Here is a 15,917-nt window from a genome sequence, read left to right as displayed (position 1 = left end):
ATAAGACAGCTACCAATTACATTTAATTGGTGGTTTATAAAAGGAGTTAGCTGATGACGGCTTCTATTCATTTACTTGTTCTATCCGGGACGAGATCCTCGGAAAACAAATTAGTCTCATACGTATCGATGTATACCAACTCGTTATTGCTGAATTGATACAAAGTATAAACGGCGTTCTGTCCGTCGACCTTCCTAGATTTAAAGATTACAACAGATTTGTTTTTTTGTGAGGTGAAGACCGTCTCTAGTTTACCGTCTTCTACAAGCTTCAATAAAAAAGGTTGAGTTAGAGTTATATAGCCGTTGTCATCTTCAAAATAGATTCTGACGGTTTGTGCTCGAGGTTGTATTTGTTCGGCCAGATCGGATTCATTTTCGTCCTCTACTAGACTATCGGGAAAAATGTAAAGAGACTTGGTTTTTTTTAATTGAGCGTCTAAAACCTCGACAGTTCTAACAAGATTATCCGAAAAGTAATCGCCCGAGTTCTGTGCTACATAAGGCTGCCCTACTTCGACTGATCCAATCGTAACAGTCATTTTGCCTACTTGCTCTGGCTCTTCGGATGCTCGCTGAGTGGCAGCGGATGCCTGCTGAGTGGCGGGGACTTCCCGGATGGGTGTAGCGTTATTCACATCCGAATCATTAATTAAAACTGCCCTTAACCAATCCGGCTTCCCTTCATAAATCACAAATAGAATCACTACTACGACTAGAAGCGTCGAAAAGACAGTGCGTATATATCGAGGCTTCGGCGCCCGAGGAACGGGAGCAGGCACATAACCCGTTTGAACCTGGATAGGTTGTTCTTCTGGCTGTTCAGGGGTTGGAGTCTCCACTTGCTTGTCCAAAACTCCCGCCCATTCCTGAATGATCCAAAGGGCTAGCTCTTCAGCAACGCCAAACACACTATAGAGCTTGAAACGAAGCCGTTCAACCATGATTTTAGGAACGATATCCTCTGTAATCCCGCTGAGCTCCTTCATTATATTGATTTGCAGCCCGAATAGGATTAAATTCGTTTCTCTCTCGGATTGAGGCAAGTAATCCATTAGTATGGATCGGAAAAGTCGTTTGTCATCGAGCAGCTGTGGTCCACGCTTCTCCAGCATTAACTTGATGGCATCTCTACAGCTTAACTTAGTCTCCGGCATTGTCTTCTCCCTTCTCTCGCCACGTTACGCATAAATCTCGCCTTTAACGGAAGGAGAGAATTCAATCTTCAGCCCAGCCACTAGCGGGATGGCTTTCTGAGGAGGCACCTCTTTTGGTGCTTCTTGTCCATGCTCAGCGATCCACGGCCGGTCGGTTAGATTACGAAGCCCCCATACGCCTGGATTGTTCGGGTTCTGAACAATTTTCGCTACAAGCTGCTCTGCAGATCCCGGATCGGCGGATGGGTTGAAGTGGTGGTTAAGGACAATGGTATCGTTGTTTAAGACAATAAATTTTCTGCCAGCGGAATTATGAATCAGTAGTTTGGGTGGCGAAGATATTTCTCTTGTACAGTACCAGCAATGAAGAGAGACGGCACCTTCGTACCAGAAATTTTCTGCACGGTCATGAGGACAGGACACGATGCAATCCTCCAGCTCTGCAAATAGCCTTTTCCATTCTCCCTCAGTGACTCGTTGGTTCGGGCTGTGAAGCCCCACAGTGAAAGCCCGGGTGAACATCTCTTTTAGATTCAGAGGGAGACAGTCCCACCGGCGTTGCGGGGTGACATACTCCGGATCGTTGGGTAATTCGTTTCTTCGATCGTTTAGATCGAAAATAAACACAGGGTCTTCGCCGTATATTTGTTTTTTGGCTGGAAGATCCCATGACCGAATCCGGTACTCCATTTGTCCATGAAAAGGATGGTGCCAAACCCAGAGCTGGAACAACAGCACAGCCAGCGAATGGAGGTCGGTGCGTGTCGAAGGTGGCGCTTTTTCAAGAATGAGTTCCGGCGCCATATACTCCAAGGTTCCCCATACCTGCGACTCAGACTGAAGATTAACACCGACATTATCATTATCGCAAATCAAGACATCCCCGTTCTGGGTGTCGAACATCATATTGCCTTTTGAGATATCCCGGTAGCAGAAGCCATCCAAGTGCAGCGATCGATAGGACTCGGCTGCCCGCTTGGAGATCACACACATCGTTCTCATAGAAGGAGCCGGCTTGATTCGGCTCCAGACTTCTCCCAGTTCTGCGAATCTCGAGGTATCTATCAAGTCCATGAGATATCCGAATTGGTTGGAGGAATTGGAGGTAACCAGTTCTATTGGCCAAATAAACCGACGCCCTGCCTCTCCATCGGGAATCCCGTGTTGAATCAGCTCCATAATGGATTTTTTCTGGTAGGGAGTGGATTGGTTGAGGTTGTACCATTTTAAGGCTTTCCGTCCATAAGATTTACTCTCGACTAAATAGACCGCGCCCTGTCCGCCTTCTCCTAGCTTCTTAAGGACGGTTACCAGCTCATTCGCAATCTCCGCTCTCACTGTTTGGCCGATCTGTAGCAACTAGGGGGTCCCCTTCCTTCACGCCAGGACTTCTGGTAGTTTTTGGTTCAACCGAATAGTGTAAGGCTATTGTAATATCGTCCCCGCTTCCGCGAGATGTGAAGTCGCGCAACATATCAGGGAAAAAGTCTTTAAAAGAACCCACACTGTTCTCGCGAATGGTATTCCATAAGCTCAGGGAAAAGGCTTGAAAAGATTGGTCACTATCGAAACTGTTCGCCAGTCCGTCCGTGCTCATAATAAACAGGGATGGTTTGCTGAGACTTCTCTGTGCAGTGGACCATAGCAGGTGGGCCTGCCCATTCGACAGGGAATATGTAGCGTTCCCGATCAGTTCATCTGAAGCTCGGACAAATGGCATGTCGATCTGACCGTCCGAATCGATGAGAACGATGTTACCATCTCCAATCTGACCGAACAGGATAAATTGAGGCGTACACAAGGCAGCGATTAATGTTGTCCCATAACGAGAGTACAAGCTGCGAAGATCTTCAATACCAGTCAGTTGCCGAGACAGGGCATCTTCTTTGACATAGCCTTGCCAACGACGGACTACTAATCTTGGTAGATCCCTTTTAAAGCTCCGTGCGAGCTCAATTGGCATGGAAGCAAACTTCTGATAAAATTCTTGCATAATTTCCAAGGCGGCTCTCGCAGCGAGCTTGGACCCATGCTCGCTTAAGTCATGCCGTTCCGACCCGTGTCCATCGGCAACAGCCAGAAAAGTTGCTTCTTCATTGGCTTTATTTAAATAAACGGCTCCGTAGGCGTCTTGGCAATGCGCTTGATCTCTAAGATGTGATGCTCCTGTCACTTTGCATGCATAATATTCGCTCACTGAGGAAGAGCCGTATAAGTAGTCAGAAGACATCCGTTTGATTTGTCGTTGTCACTGCCGGAGGAGCGGGAAGGACAACGTTCTGTTCAAGATCGGAGTTGGTGTTACTCTTGCCGACGGAGGCGCCTACCGAAGCGGACACACTCGCCCACTTGATGTATTCTGTCAGTTTCTCGGGGGTATCGGCATGGAGCACGCCGATCTCTTTATGGCTGACAAACTTCAAGAGTTGCTCCTCATCATACTCGCTTTCGTTGCCGATGGCGATGACGAGCCTAACCGCTTTTCTTCCCCAAGGCAGAGAGTTCAGTTGTTGAATAGCAGCTTCATATTCTTCCACTGGATCCGTACAGAAGCCGTCGGATAGAAGAATGCAGACGGGGGGATATCCTCTTCTGCTCATTTTTTCAATCTCCAATTCACCCGCGAGCATTCTAATTGCTTTCGCTGTGGCCGTCTCGCTGTGCGCGGTGACATCGGACCATATAAAGTCCTCGACGGGCACTGCGTCAGGCCCAATCAGCCAACTAGCCGTGTCCGAGAATTGAATGGCTCTCATTTTGATCTGTACCTCTGGATGCGAGGCAACGACTTTTTTAATCTCCGGGATCGTTTCGCGAATCGCTTGATTCAAACTCGCAATCTTCTTGCCTTCCATAGAGCCAGAACAATCAACAATCCAGAAAAAGTGAAGTGTTCTCTTGGCAATTGTGCCTTCCATAACAGGGATATCCATTGTTAGGTCTCCTTAGCTTTTGAAGAGATAGAATGAAATTTCCATATATAGCTATTATACATAGATTGGGTAATTGTTCCTACAGATTCCGACCATCAGATTGACGAGCAACTCCCACTACAACCACACGCTCAATTCGAGCCATGCAGAATGTATATTTTTATCCGTGTTAATTCCTCAATAGAAAAATACATCGCCAGGGTAGCCGCAGGGCGATGTATTCATCATTTAAGTACCGCTTCACGCTTCTATTATAGTAAGAAATGCATATTTTTGGTTGATATAAATTATGCAGCTGCTTGCCCTTTTGTTAAAATAGGAAGGTTGCCGGAATTTACCTACCTGGAGGAGAGGTTTTGTTGTTAAGAAGAGGCTGTATCCTTGTTTTCTCCATGCTACTGTTTCTTTGCAGTAGTATCGCAGCATTTGCAGCAGAGGACACTGGCGAGGGAACGGGTGAAGAAACCCCTTCCGGGATTCCGTTAACCGGGTTGGAAGCTTTTGTCGACGATTATGTAGAAAAGTATATCGGGCAACAAACTGTAGGCGCGTCGGTTGTTATCGTGAAGGATGGCCGGGTGGTGCTGTCCAAGGGCTACGGCTACGCAGACGTGGAGCAGCAGATTCCTGTCTCGACGGATACGGTCATGGAATGGGGCTCCATCAGCAAGCTTGCCGTATGGGCGTCCGTGATGCAGCTGGCTGAACAAGGGAAAATCGATCTGGCTGAAGATATTCGCAGCTATTTGCCGGTGAATTTCCTGACCAAACTGAAATACGATAATCCTATAACGATGCTCCATCTGATGAACCACAATGCCGGGTTTGAAGAGTATATGTTCGATATGGCCTATCAATCCCCGGAGGAAGTACGGTCGCTGGAAGAAGGACTGCAGCTTGCCCAGCCCGCACAGATTTATAGACCCGGCGAGGTTGTGGCCTATTCGAACTATGGTAACTCGCTGGCTGCGTATATCGTGGAGAGAATTAGCGGTCAGCCCTTTCACGAATACGTTCAGCAGCATATTTTTGATCCCCTGGGCATGAGCGATTCCATTGCGTATTCCATCGTAGAGGATCGGCCGGAATTGCTGGAGCATAAAGCAAAAGGTTATTTCTTCAAAGGAGAAGGCTCCTTTACCCCCGGATCGTGGAATTATATGTCCATGTACCCGAACGGCGGCAATAACGGCACCGCGGAGGATCTGGCCAAGTTTGCGATTGCCTTCCTCCCGCCTGCCGGACAGCAGTCCCCTCTGTTCGAGAAACAGGAGACGTTGGGTACGATGCTGACGCAGAGTCATACCTCTGCTGAAGGCATGCCGGGTATTGCCCATGGATTCTGGGAATATCCCGGACGGCACCGGACACTTGGACATGGCGGGAACACGATTGCTTTTTCCTCCAATCTGCAGCTTGTGCCCGAAGATCGGTTTGCAATCGTCATTATGACCAATCAGGCTGGCGAAACCAACATTGTTCATGGTCTGACTAAAGCGATCGTGGGCACGCAAAAGCAGGCGGAAGCGGTCAATCTGCCGGATGTATCGGAGGTTCGAGGCGAGTTCGTGGCTGCACGCCGCCCTGAACATGGCTTCATGAAGCTATTCCCCTATCTGACGATGATGAAGCTTAAACCGCTTGGAGCCGATCAGCTCCAGATGACGTTAGCTGGCAGGATCGGAAGCTACAAGCAGGTGCAGCCTTACCTATATGAGAAAGTGAGCGGAGACTCGGCGCTCGATGCCTGGCCCATGCTGTATGCTACCGTCAAAGATGGCGAGGTTAAGGCGATCTCGGTCTATACCTCCGATTATTTGCCGCTGCCTGCCAGTAAATCCATGCCGGTTCTGATTCTGAGCGCCGGTCTGGCGGTACTGGCCATCGTCTATTTTATAATCGCTCCGCTCGTATTGCTGGTGCGGGCGGTCCTGAACGCGTTGAGAGCCCGAAAACGCAGCCCGGCGCCTCGTACCGTGGGCCGCAAGCTGGTGGCCGGCCTCACCTTGACGGGTACCGGTATTGTGGCAAACAATCTGATTCTCGCGTTGCGGATGCTCAGCAACAACGAGCGGGCCTATGCCGAAGTCTATCCGCAGATTATCGTCAACTACGGTCTGACTGGGCTGGCTGCCATTTTGCTGGGTGCGCTGCTGTTATCCTGGAGGAACAGACACGCGGCTTCGACGGCACTATACAAATGGTCGGCCATTCTGCCTGCTGCGATGATGGTTGTTCTGGTGGGACAGCTTGTATTCTGGGAGTTTTATAGCTAGGTAGGCAGGGTAAAAGGTTGGCCTGATGTTGAATTCCGGGGATGTAGGACAAGCCGCCATGTAGCCCGAGGGCTTTGACGGCTTGTTTGTTGTACGGATACGATTATCTTTACCTAACCCACCGCCAAAAACCTCATCTCAACCATCGTACCCCGCTCCATCTCACTACTAACCAGAATAGTCCCATGATGCTGCTCCATTATCCAGCGTGCAATGGATAAGCCTAGACCCGCGCCGATCTTCATCGCCATTGATGAGCATGTCCGTATCCTCTTTGTCATTTATTGAACCAGACCTCCCCAAGGAGCTTGATCCCGTCCCTAATCGCAGATTTCGATAAAGCCCCGAAACCGAGCAACAAGGCCGGATTTCGTTCGAGCGGCGGAGCCAGTTCATATTTCAGCGTCGAATACACGCCGATCCCCGCATTTGCGGCTAAACGCACATATTCTACTTCCGTCAAAAGTCGACTTTCCTCTTTCCCGCATATTTCAACCACAAGGTGTAAGCCGGACCCCGCGCCTATAACTTTCACTCGGTCGCCACAGAACTCCTGGATAGCGGTTAGCATCGCTTGGTACTTATCGTTGTAGATTCGCCGCATCCGCCGCATGTGGCGTTCAAATTCGCCGCTCTCCATCATGCGTTCGAGCGTTCGCTGAAAAAGAGGGGAAGCCAGTTGATCGAACCCGTGCTTGCGGCTATGGAATCGGGCCAGCAATCGCCGCGGCAAGACGAGATAACTTAACCGAAATGCGGGCAGAAGCGCCTTGGAGTACGTCCCCATCAAAATAACCCGATCGTCGGTATCCAAGCTTTGCAGCGCCGGGATCGGTCGCCCTCCGTAGCGGAATTCGCCGTCATAATCGTTCTCAATGACGAGCGCATCGTGCTGGCTGGCCCATGCGAGCAACTGCGAACGCCGATTATAAGGCATAATCATGCCGTACGGGAACTGGTGCGCCGGGGTTACATATACGGCTTTGGCTATGGCAGGATCGATTTCGGAGACGCATAAGCCGTCCTGGTCGAGCGGAATCGGTTCCAGCCGAATCGCATGGGCATCGAAAACCGCACGCACCCCGTCGTTCATCGCTCTCTCGGTCGCGATAACACGGTGGTCCTCTTGCAGTAACTGACACAAGAACGTAAGCGAGTGGTAGGTACCGGCGCCGACTACAATTTGCGAAGGTTCGCAGATTACCCCGCGCATGCGGCGCAAATAAACCGCAATCTGTTCTCTCAGTCCGATGTCCCCTTGCAGATCGCCGTACATGAACAAGCTGCGATTTTCCGGCCATAGACATTCGGCGAACAGACGCCGCCATTTTTCGAACGGAAAAGAAGCCAGGTCTACGCCCTCATACTCAAAGTCGTACATCAAAGGAGCGAGCGGGGGATCTTCTTCTACGTGCGGCGTGGAACGAGCCGAACTTGAGGCTTTCCCTGCCGCTGGTAGTGCGGAACGACTCTGCAGATCGTCCAATTCGGCAACGAATACACCGCTTCTCGGCCGCGAATAGATGTAGCCTTCGGCCTGAAGCTGACGATAGGCTTCTTCGACGGGGGCACGGCTAATCGACAAAAAACCCGAAAGCTCCCGGATGGAAGGAAGCCTCTCGCCGCTTGCGAGATGGCCGTCTCTGATCGTGTCGCGGATATATTGATAGAGCTGCATATAGAGCGGAATATCCAGCGTTTCGTTAAGGTGCGGCATGAGCTTCAAAAGGATCCCACCTTATCCGTTCGATCTGACATGAACAAAATATCGAATCTGTACATTTTTCATATGTCAATGAACCTCTAAACTGAGTGTATCACAATAGCGGGGAGGCAAGCCGGATGGATCGCGAAAATGTCATACCCCTTACCTATCGATCGGCAGGGGTCGATCGACACCAATCGGAGTTGGCGAAACAAGAGATGGGCGGCATTCTGAATGACAGCGGGGATTCTCGGGTTCTGAACGGACTCGGGGCTTTTGCAAGTTTGTTCGTGCCTAGTTTTCCGGGTTATCGGGAGCCGATCCTTGCATTCAAAACGGAGGAGCCCGGAACGAAGCAGCAGTTGGCGTTCGCCCATGATCGGATCGAGTCGTTATGCGAGGATCTCTTGCACCATCTCGCCAACGATATGCTGGCTATGGGGGCCGTTCCGGTCGTCATGCAGGATGCTATCCTATGCGGCAAGCTGGACCGTGAGATTGTCGTTCGAATCGTGCGGTCGTTGGCCGATGGATGCAGGAGACTCGGGTTCACGCTCAGTGGCGGAGAAACAAGCGAGCAACCCGGGGTAATACCGGAGGGCACCTATCTGCTGACAGCCTCGGCAATCGGCGTCGTGGAACGATCGGCCGTCATTGACGGCTCTGCCATCCTGCCTGGCGACATCGTGCTCGCGCTTGAATCGAATGGACTGCACACGAATGGATACTCGCTCGTCAGAAAGCTCTTGCAACAAGTTCCACAGCTTGCGGAGCGGAAAGTGGGCGGCGATACTTTTCTGAATGCGGTATTATTGCCTCACCGCTGTTACCTTCCCGCATTGGTTCCGTGGCTAGGCAACGGGAATATTACCGGCCTCGCTCACATTACGGGCGGGGGACTTTCAGAGAATTTGAATCGTATTATTCCGAACGGGTTAAGCGCGAAGGTTAGTTTGCCGACGCTGAGGATACCTGAGATTTTTCGCATCATACGGTCCGCTGCTTCGCTATCGGATGAGGATATGATTCGCACCTTCAATCTGGGAGTCGGCATGGTCGCTGTCGTCCGTCCGGATGCCGAATCTGCATTCCTATCCTCATGCAGCGATCTCGGCTATGAGGGGTATCCAATCGGTGTCATCGAGCGGGGGAGCGAACCGGTGCGGTTCGTAGGGGATTTGAGATGGTGAATGCTGCATGTTGATTCCTTAAAAAATACAGAGCACCGTCTTTTATCTAGCCGTGCTCTCATCTCAACCGTCGTACCCGGTCTCTTGTTGTTCTAAAGCGTATAAGAGCGTTCGAGCAGGCGTTTGTCTCAACCTATCTTGAAATTATGTATTCAAAACAACTTGTTGATTCGGTTCTGGCTTCAGGCAATAAAAAATACCGCCAGAGCCTTTGTGCATGCTGGCGGTGTATTCATCATTAATGCGAATTTATGCTCTATACCAAACCCACGAATGCACGCCCGACGCGGTTGGTTGTTACTCGTCTCCTGTAGCGATGGCGTTGTCCGGGTAAATAATTTAATAAGACCAGCCAAAGAATTTCAAAACTGAGTGTATGTTTTGTTGTCCTCGACTTGGAAATAATTAGAAATTAGAAAATTAGAATAACCTTAACTGTCCAATTATTTCTAAATCACCTGCCTGCTCTTCACTAGTAACTGATACACTTTCCATAGTTACTAATGGTTCAGGAGATATCTTCTGTGCGTTCGATTTCAGTACGTTTAACATCTCTAACATTTCAGGTGTAATATCTCCGATTTCAACATTTCGGAGTAAATCAGCTTTAGATATATTTAACTTAAAGTCATCGTTCAACTGTTGAAAAACTATTTTCAAAGATTCCTTCCCCATGCCTACTAAAACTAATTCTTCAATAGAACTTAATTGGTCATATTGCTCCCGTATTTTTATTGCTTCTGATTTGGAAATTTGAGGATTACGATATTCGGACTTGGACATTAACATTGCTGTTTTATAAATACTATCTTCTAATAGGTCGTCAAAACGGTATTTTGAATAGATTATTGTACTTCTCAATGCTTCTATTATCATCGTCTCTATTTCCTTAATTGAAGGAATTGTCCTTCCTTGAAACTTCCTAAATAAAGTTCTTTCGATCAGAGCAGGAACTAATAAATAATTTTCAGCCTCATGTCTTTGTAAATGATGTAGTTTAACTAATTGCGCCTCTGAATATTTACGCAACTCATCTCTCCACTGATTGTTTAATCCATCCCCATCTCGAATAAAATGAATTTCCACTTTCTTATCAAGAAAACTCTCAAATACTCTGGATAGTTGAAATGGAACTTTATCATCTTTACTTCTTCCGGTAATTACCGGAACTGTATTAGCTCCATTGAAACAATTTGTTCCCGCAACCATATCAAAAGTTTCAAAGATATCTACATTACTGTCCTCAAAAAATATTAACTTGCCACTAATAACCGTCTTCCCGAGCTCGTATGTATCTATTTTTCCCGAAATTTCCTGTTCGACGTCTGCTTTAGATGTTAATGGTGAATTTATAGGATTACTAGATGATACAGGAATTACCTCGTTAGGATTGGCTGCACGTATTATTGAGGTCGAATGTGTAGATATAATAATCTGAATCCCTAACTCTTCTTGAATTTCTCTAAGTGTTTTTGCTAGTGTAGCCTGAAGATTAGGGTGCAAATGTGCATCCGGTTCATCCAACAACACAACTTTACACTTATCGGGACAATACCTATAAATAGGTGTAAGTATTTGTAGAATCTGCATAAACCCGCTTCCAGAAGAGGTGAAGTCTAAGATTAACTTATTCTTTTCACACGTTTCTTTATATTGAGCTTTAACATGTAGATCTTGATCCTCCTTAAATACTACATCATCAAGATAAAAACCAAAATTTCTTTCAAGTCGACTCTTCAGCTTTAAATACCCGTCTGGAGAATATGTTTTTGCATCAAGCAACAAGTTTCTTATAATCGTACTCGCTTCACCGGAAAGTAGTCTATCCTGGATTGCTACCGGAAAAGATCGTTCTTCTGTCGACCTTAATCCGATAAACCCAGAAATATACAAAGGCTTATAATCTTGTAATGTTGGGTTATTACCGAGTTCTGATGGTTTAGAAATACATTTTAAGTTGAAGCCACCAAATAAAGATGAGATTTGAAGTTTATAAGAATTATCAAATGTATCTGTTAGTTCTAAATACGCACCAATGCTACCATCACCAAGAGTAGTATGTTGATTTGTACGCGAAATTTTAGCGTAATAAAGCTCACGGAAATCAGAGATGCTTACACCAGGAAGTTCTGTCATCCCTATCCCTTTTTCTCTAACGCTTACTCTCCCATTCTTAACATACAACATATCTGTACGCGCAAAAATATTATGAGCTAGGTTAATTGCTTGGATAATGGTTGTCTTACCGGAACTATTTTCTCCCATTAGAATTGTAAATGGTTGTAGGTCAATTGTTGTATCGTAAAATTTTTTAAATCTTCTCAAAGTAAGTTTCTTCAACATTGAAAAAGCCCCTTTCCCAACCATGTTCTTCCACTCGACTTATTTCGGCTTATCCACCCAATTCCCTCCTACTAACTTCAAACTATTAAAAATTAATTCCTCCTTCTTAAATGAAAAATTATCCATCTTTTAGGTGTCTCATGGCCTATACGGACGTATGTGATGAATAAAAACAGAATGGATCAAAGTTGGACTTAAACCTTGTTGGCTCGTTGTTGATTTAGTAGCGGGACTGACCAGCTTCAATGAACGGCGACAGAAAAGCCGGTTATCCAGTAACTCGTCAACGAAGACCAGCTCTTCTGCAGCTTGCGAAGTGGTTAAGGCAACAGGGCTTCCACAGAGTCAATTGGTTGTTTTCGATTTTCAACATTTATTCACCTCAAAAGGAGTTTGAGGGGCGACGCCAAATTCATAACCTAAGGAATTCAGTCCCCTCATATTGGTTTGTTATCTCGACAAAACGATTCCCATTGAGTCCCTCAATTCTCTTTCTTTTTTGTCTAATTTTTTCAGGGGAAACTAATCATGCTGTAAAGGACAAACGTTTGATCTTTGAGTTTCTATTTCAACAAAATACTCCCAGAACCTTCAATGCATATATGGATTCTTTGTTGAATAGTTTTTTGATTCGTAATGGGATCGAATTTACAACGTCGCAAGTTGGCAAGGTATTTCGGATCTTTTCTGTTTATTTGATATGTTGTAGATGTATGCGATTGAGCGTTTGGCCGAACCGATCGGTAAATAGCTTCATGGAGCGCAAGTTGACTCCAATTGAGGCCGAAAATATAAAATACATCACCGTGGCGTAAAAGCCGTATGGTGATGTATTCATTAGAAAAGTACTGCAGAAAAGTACTGCTATACGTTTTTCCGTTCTTCTTCGTCACCAGCTGCTATTGAATTGTTCGCCGGTACTTCGATTAATGAAAGCTACAGTAGGCGGCGTCAGTTCAAATTCATTAAGGTCTTAAGAAGTAAGATCCCGCATCAGCATTTTATACTTTGGATAATTGAAATCTAGAAATCTATTAATAAGATCTTTAATGCTACTGGAGATGTTCAGATTTTTATCCAAGTACCAAACATAAGGTAAAGCATATAGTGCGTCCTCTAATATTGCATCGGAATCGTCACTCAATCGACTGCGAGATATGTCTGGTTCAATACTCTTGTTAATAATATTGAGTCGAAAGTCCTCTATCACAAGCCAGCTGACTAGCATCGTAGACAACCGCCATTTGTCTACAAGTATATCTCTTAAATATAAATCATTGTCATAAGATTCATTATGCCCTGCATAATACCGATATTCACTTAGCGGGAGGAACTCGTTTGTATTAGAAGAGAGAATGAGTCTCATTTTGACCCTTTTAATAAATACCGGCGATCCATCCAATTTAATAACTTCATTTATATGGCGCTGCTTCAAATCTGGAATCATTTCATATACAACAGCATCGGGAGCATACTCTTTAATGACAACATTGTGCATATCCTGAGAAATACATCCAGTAGTCATATATGAATCAAAGAAGAACTTTTCAGTACATTCAGTATCCAAGAGTATCATTACCTTATCAAGTTGTGACTCATGAAAATATTGATCGTCCTTATTGCTTTTTAAAAATTCCTGATAAATTGGTAATGTTTCTTTAGTCAAGTAGTAAATCATTACACCGTTGATCTCATTTGATTCATTATTGTAAACCTGATGGAAATTGAAACTGTCTACGTCAACCAAGTCCAGTTGTATACCATTAAAAAAATAAAACGTATCCCCTGAAACAACTTGGGGCCATGTGAGTTGAATGCTATTTTCCTCGATTTTTACAAATCCTGTAATGTATTTTAAATATTTGGAAGCATCTATCCAGGCATGATTTAAATCAATATCTTGTTTTTTTAATTCATTCAATATATAAATATCTTCTAATATATCCCGATCAATAAAACGAAGTGAAATACTATCAGTAATAAAATAAGAACTTAAAAAAATTTTTAAATTTTCTATTCGGTTATCAAAAACCCTCATAAATTCACGATAATTAAGTTCTATTCTAGTTCCAGTAAATAACAAGTCAACTGTTTCTTCCATACAGACAAACTCGCTATCACTTGATAACAAAAGAGTAATTTTTTTATTAGCATTCATATGCCTAGTATGAACCTTTACATCTCGAGACAGCATGAATGTCGCTAAAAACCCAATACCAAAACTGCCTATTGCAGTGTAATTCATTCCACTGTAAATATAATCTTCAGAACGATAGTAAGAATTGCCTATGCTTAGAAAATACTCCTCAATAATATTCTTGGTCATTCCTATGCCGTTGTCTTCAATTGTTATAGTATCCTCATTTCTATCAAGGATTATACGTATTGAAGGCGAATATTCTTCATCTCCAAATCTTTTTTTGGTATTGTACAATGCCCTTTTAACTTGGCAGGCATCAATAGAATTCTGAATTATTTCTCTCAATCCTAACTTTTTATCTCCATAAAGATTCTCACCCATCAAAAGCTTGCTTATGGATTTGTAATTTACGGAAAGGGATAAGTTAGAAGCCGAAAACCCAAAAGTCTTAATATTATTTTCGACAGGATGTTTAAAATGTAGTAAATATTTCTCCTTCCAGACCTCCGTGAATAAATTTGCGTTTTTTATCTCCTTATTCATCCATCCAATGTAATCCAACACCTTTCTATGTATTTCAACATCGGAACACTGACCAGTTAATGTGATTTTCTTTATTTTCAAATGTTCATCATGCTTAACTTTATCTTTATTGTCAATGACAAAATGCTTTTGCCACTCACCCATACTGAAACCTTTAGGGTTTATTAAATGGTACAGAACGGGAGGCGTCCTTTGTCCATCAAAGTCCAATATATCTGCGAGTCTAAGCAAAATAGCACAGAATTGTGGATTAAATGAGTACTTTCCTTTTTCCATATAGGTTTGTAAGTTCTCGTATACCCACTCTATCCCCTCATTGTGGCTCTCGCAAATTAAGGCCACGTCGTCTGCAAAATATGAAGTTTCGTGCGAAGGTACATTCATTAAGTTAACCAATTCATTTTTAATATAAATTGCGGACCGCTTGGCATGATTTACTCTTACAAAATATTTTATTGCTTCCGTTTCATCCCCCCCATACTTATGAAGGATTGAGGAGAAATGCAGTTCAGAGTAGGAATAGTCATTGTTAGTTATCCTGTTCCTTTCGTCATCAGAGCAATACATGCCAATGTCATGCAGTAACGCTGAATAAATTAGAATTGTTATTTCAAGCTCACTTAATTCTTCTATATTCGGCATCAACTGAAACATGTAGTCAATCATACGTATCGAATGGTCTATGTCGTGTAATGTGTACTCTTTAAACGTAGAGGGAATCAAGCTGAGCATTTTTTCTGCAAGACGAGCTACCTCTAATATTCGATTCACAAACTCACTTTTCTTTTCCTCCAAATATTTAAAGAGTGAAGGAGGATTTAGTTCAAATTTCGACTTCCCCAATTTTGCTTCCTCGATTTCCATTGTCACTTTTTGACCTCCCTGTATTTGCAGCTTGAAGTAAATGTAATTTACAGGTTGAAACATTAGAAGTAGGTGTATAACATTCCGAGAAAATTTTATAAAATAATTTGTACTTGCTAAGTATATGTGTAATGAAATGAGCGCCGATTTAGGTGAAATAGACCGCAAACTAATGCTAATTTTGAACCTCCAAGTAATAGAATGGTTCTATTTTACCACATATATTTGCAATAACATGGGATTTTTTGGAGTTTTTTAGGGAAGAGTATCGTCACATAACATCCACGTTGCGGGGTTTACGCCCATTGGTTCACTCAGACGACAAACTACCCGGCCTACCTGAGACCAAGTCGTCATGAATATGAGAGACGAAGGAAGATCTTCGTGCGAAGAGGAGATTGCTTTTCGTAATAGAGTAGTACACCATTTTCATTGTTGATCATATGTTGATCTAACATTTTATTCATCACAATCGCTGACTCGTCAATTTATGAATACGATATGGACAGGTTTCTAACCCGTTATGGGGAGTCCCAGGTAAAAATTATTAGAGACCCGTTGTTAACCTCGTGTTGACTTCGGAGCATAAAAAATACATCACCAGGGCATCTGAGCTACTTGGTGATGTATTTTTTGATTAAATACTGTTATCCATCTTTCCGCTACTTCTCTTCCCCTACTGCCACCGGATTCCCCTCGTAACTAATCCACTCACTCCAATCTGATAACCATGATTTTGACCGCTCGCTGATACAGCGGATCAAGTC

Annotated in this window: 9 protein-coding genes and 1 pseudogene; 2 read left to right on the top strand and 8 right to left on the bottom strand. The window is 44.5% G+C overall.

Annotated elements, in window-relative coordinates; genetic code table 11:
• Nucleotides 1-67: 67 nt before the first annotated feature.
• Genes KVT38_RS24825 through KVT38_RS24810 form a run of 4 tightly spaced genes read right to left on the bottom strand, consistent with a single transcriptional unit; the run spans nucleotide 68 to nucleotide 4,089 of the window.
• On the bottom strand, nucleotides 68-1,156 hold the full coding sequence (locus tag KVT38_RS24825) for a hypothetical protein (RefSeq protein WP_217596439.1): 1,089 nt from the start codon (nucleotides 1,154-1,156) through the stop codon (nucleotides 68-70).
• 24 nt (nucleotides 1,157-1,180) lie between these two features.
• The gene (locus KVT38_RS24820; protein ID WP_217596438.1) at nucleotides 1,181-2,515 is read right to left on the bottom strand and encodes a protein kinase domain-containing protein; all 1,335 of its coding nucleotides are present in this window, start codon (nucleotides 2,513-2,515) and stop codon (nucleotides 1,181-1,183) included.
• Complete coding sequence (locus KVT38_RS24815) at nucleotides 2,472-3,353, bottom strand: PP2C family serine/threonine-protein phosphatase (protein ID WP_217596437.1); 882 nt, start codon at nucleotides 3,351-3,353, stop codon at nucleotides 2,472-2,474. The genes KVT38_RS24820 and KVT38_RS24815 overlap by 44 nt, the downstream gene beginning before the upstream one ends.
• Before the next feature lie 22 nt (nucleotides 3,354-3,375).
• Nucleotides 3,376-4,089: a vWA domain-containing protein gene (locus KVT38_RS24810; protein WP_217596436.1), complete on the bottom strand. Its 714-nt coding sequence runs from the start codon at nucleotides 4,087-4,089 to the stop codon at nucleotides 3,376-3,378.
• Between the two features lie 356 nt (nucleotides 4,090-4,445).
• On the opposite strand from KVT38_RS24810, the gene KVT38_RS24805 reads away from it, so the two are divergent.
• Complete coding sequence (locus KVT38_RS24805) at nucleotides 4,446-6,365, top strand: serine hydrolase domain-containing protein (protein ID WP_217596435.1); 1,920 nt, start codon at nucleotides 4,446-4,448, stop codon at nucleotides 6,363-6,365.
• Between the two features lie 113 nt (nucleotides 6,366-6,478).
• Here the strand turns inward: KVT38_RS24805 and KVT38_RS35625 are convergent.
• Together KVT38_RS35625 and pdxR are read right to left on the bottom strand one after the other, a co-directional pair.
• A pseudogene (locus tag KVT38_RS35625) lies at nucleotides 6,479-6,601 on the bottom strand (ATP-binding protein); the annotation flags it as partial.
• Nucleotides 6,602-6,642: 41 nt separating this feature from the next.
• A complete protein-coding gene (gene pdxR, locus KVT38_RS24800) occupies nucleotides 6,643-8,082 on the bottom strand; it encodes a MocR-like pyridoxine biosynthesis transcription factor PdxR (RefSeq protein WP_217596483.1) in 1,440 nt (479 codons plus the stop codon).
• A gap of 125 nt (nucleotides 8,083-8,207) precedes the next feature.
• Between pdxR and purM the strand changes: the two genes are divergently transcribed.
• Nucleotides 8,208-9,260 (top strand): phosphoribosylformylglycinamidine cyclo-ligase, encoded by a 1,053-nt coding sequence (purM, locus tag KVT38_RS24795; RefSeq protein ID WP_217596434.1) that lies wholly within the window; start codon nucleotides 8,208-8,210, stop codon nucleotides 9,258-9,260.
• A 420-nt stretch (nucleotides 9,261-9,680) separates the two neighbouring features.
• Here the strand turns inward: purM and KVT38_RS24790 are convergent, their stop codons facing one another.
• Nucleotides 9,681-11,603 (bottom strand): AAA family ATPase, encoded by a 1,923-nt coding sequence (locus KVT38_RS24790; protein WP_217596433.1) that lies wholly within the window; start codon nucleotides 11,601-11,603, stop codon nucleotides 9,681-9,683.
• 973 nt (nucleotides 11,604-12,576) lie between these two features.
• Nucleotides 12,577-15,150 (bottom strand): HD domain-containing protein, encoded by a 2,574-nt coding sequence (locus tag KVT38_RS24785; RefSeq protein WP_254639532.1) that lies wholly within the window; start codon nucleotides 15,148-15,150, stop codon nucleotides 12,577-12,579.
• Between the last annotated feature and the right edge of the window lie 767 nt (nucleotides 15,151-15,917).

This window comes from Cohnella sp. GbtcB17 (assembly GCF_019091135.1).
Taxonomy (GTDB): Bacteria; Bacillota; Bacilli; order Paenibacillales; family Paenibacillaceae; genus Cohnella.
Note: the sequence above shows the minus strand (reverse complement) of the source record. Positions and strands in the feature narration are given on the sequence as shown.

What these genes read in the sequence shown, in the direction of transcription:
- KVT38_RS24825 (WP_217596439.1), bottom strand. Translation starts at nt 1,156, where the DNA reads ATGCCGGAGACTAAGTTAAGCTGTAGAGATGCCATCAAGTTAATGCTG.
- purM (WP_217596434.1), top strand. Translation starts at nt 8,208, where the DNA reads ATGGATCGCGAAAATGTCATACCCCTTACCTATCGATCGGCAGGGGTC.
- pdxR (WP_217596483.1), bottom strand. Translation starts at nt 8,082, where the DNA reads ATGCCGCACCTTAACGAAACGCTGGATATTCCGCTCTATATGCAGCTC.
- KVT38_RS24785 (WP_254639532.1), bottom strand. Translation starts at nt 15,150, where the DNA reads ATGGAAATCGAGGAAGCAAAATTGGGGAAGTCGAAATTTGAACTAAAT.
- KVT38_RS24790 (WP_217596433.1), bottom strand. Translation starts at nt 11,603, where the DNA reads ATGTTGAAGAAACTTACTTTGAGAAGATTTAAAAAATTTTACGATACA.
- KVT38_RS24810 (WP_217596436.1), bottom strand. Translation starts at nt 4,089, where the DNA reads ATGGATATCCCTGTTATGGAAGGCACAATTGCCAAGAGAACACTTCAC.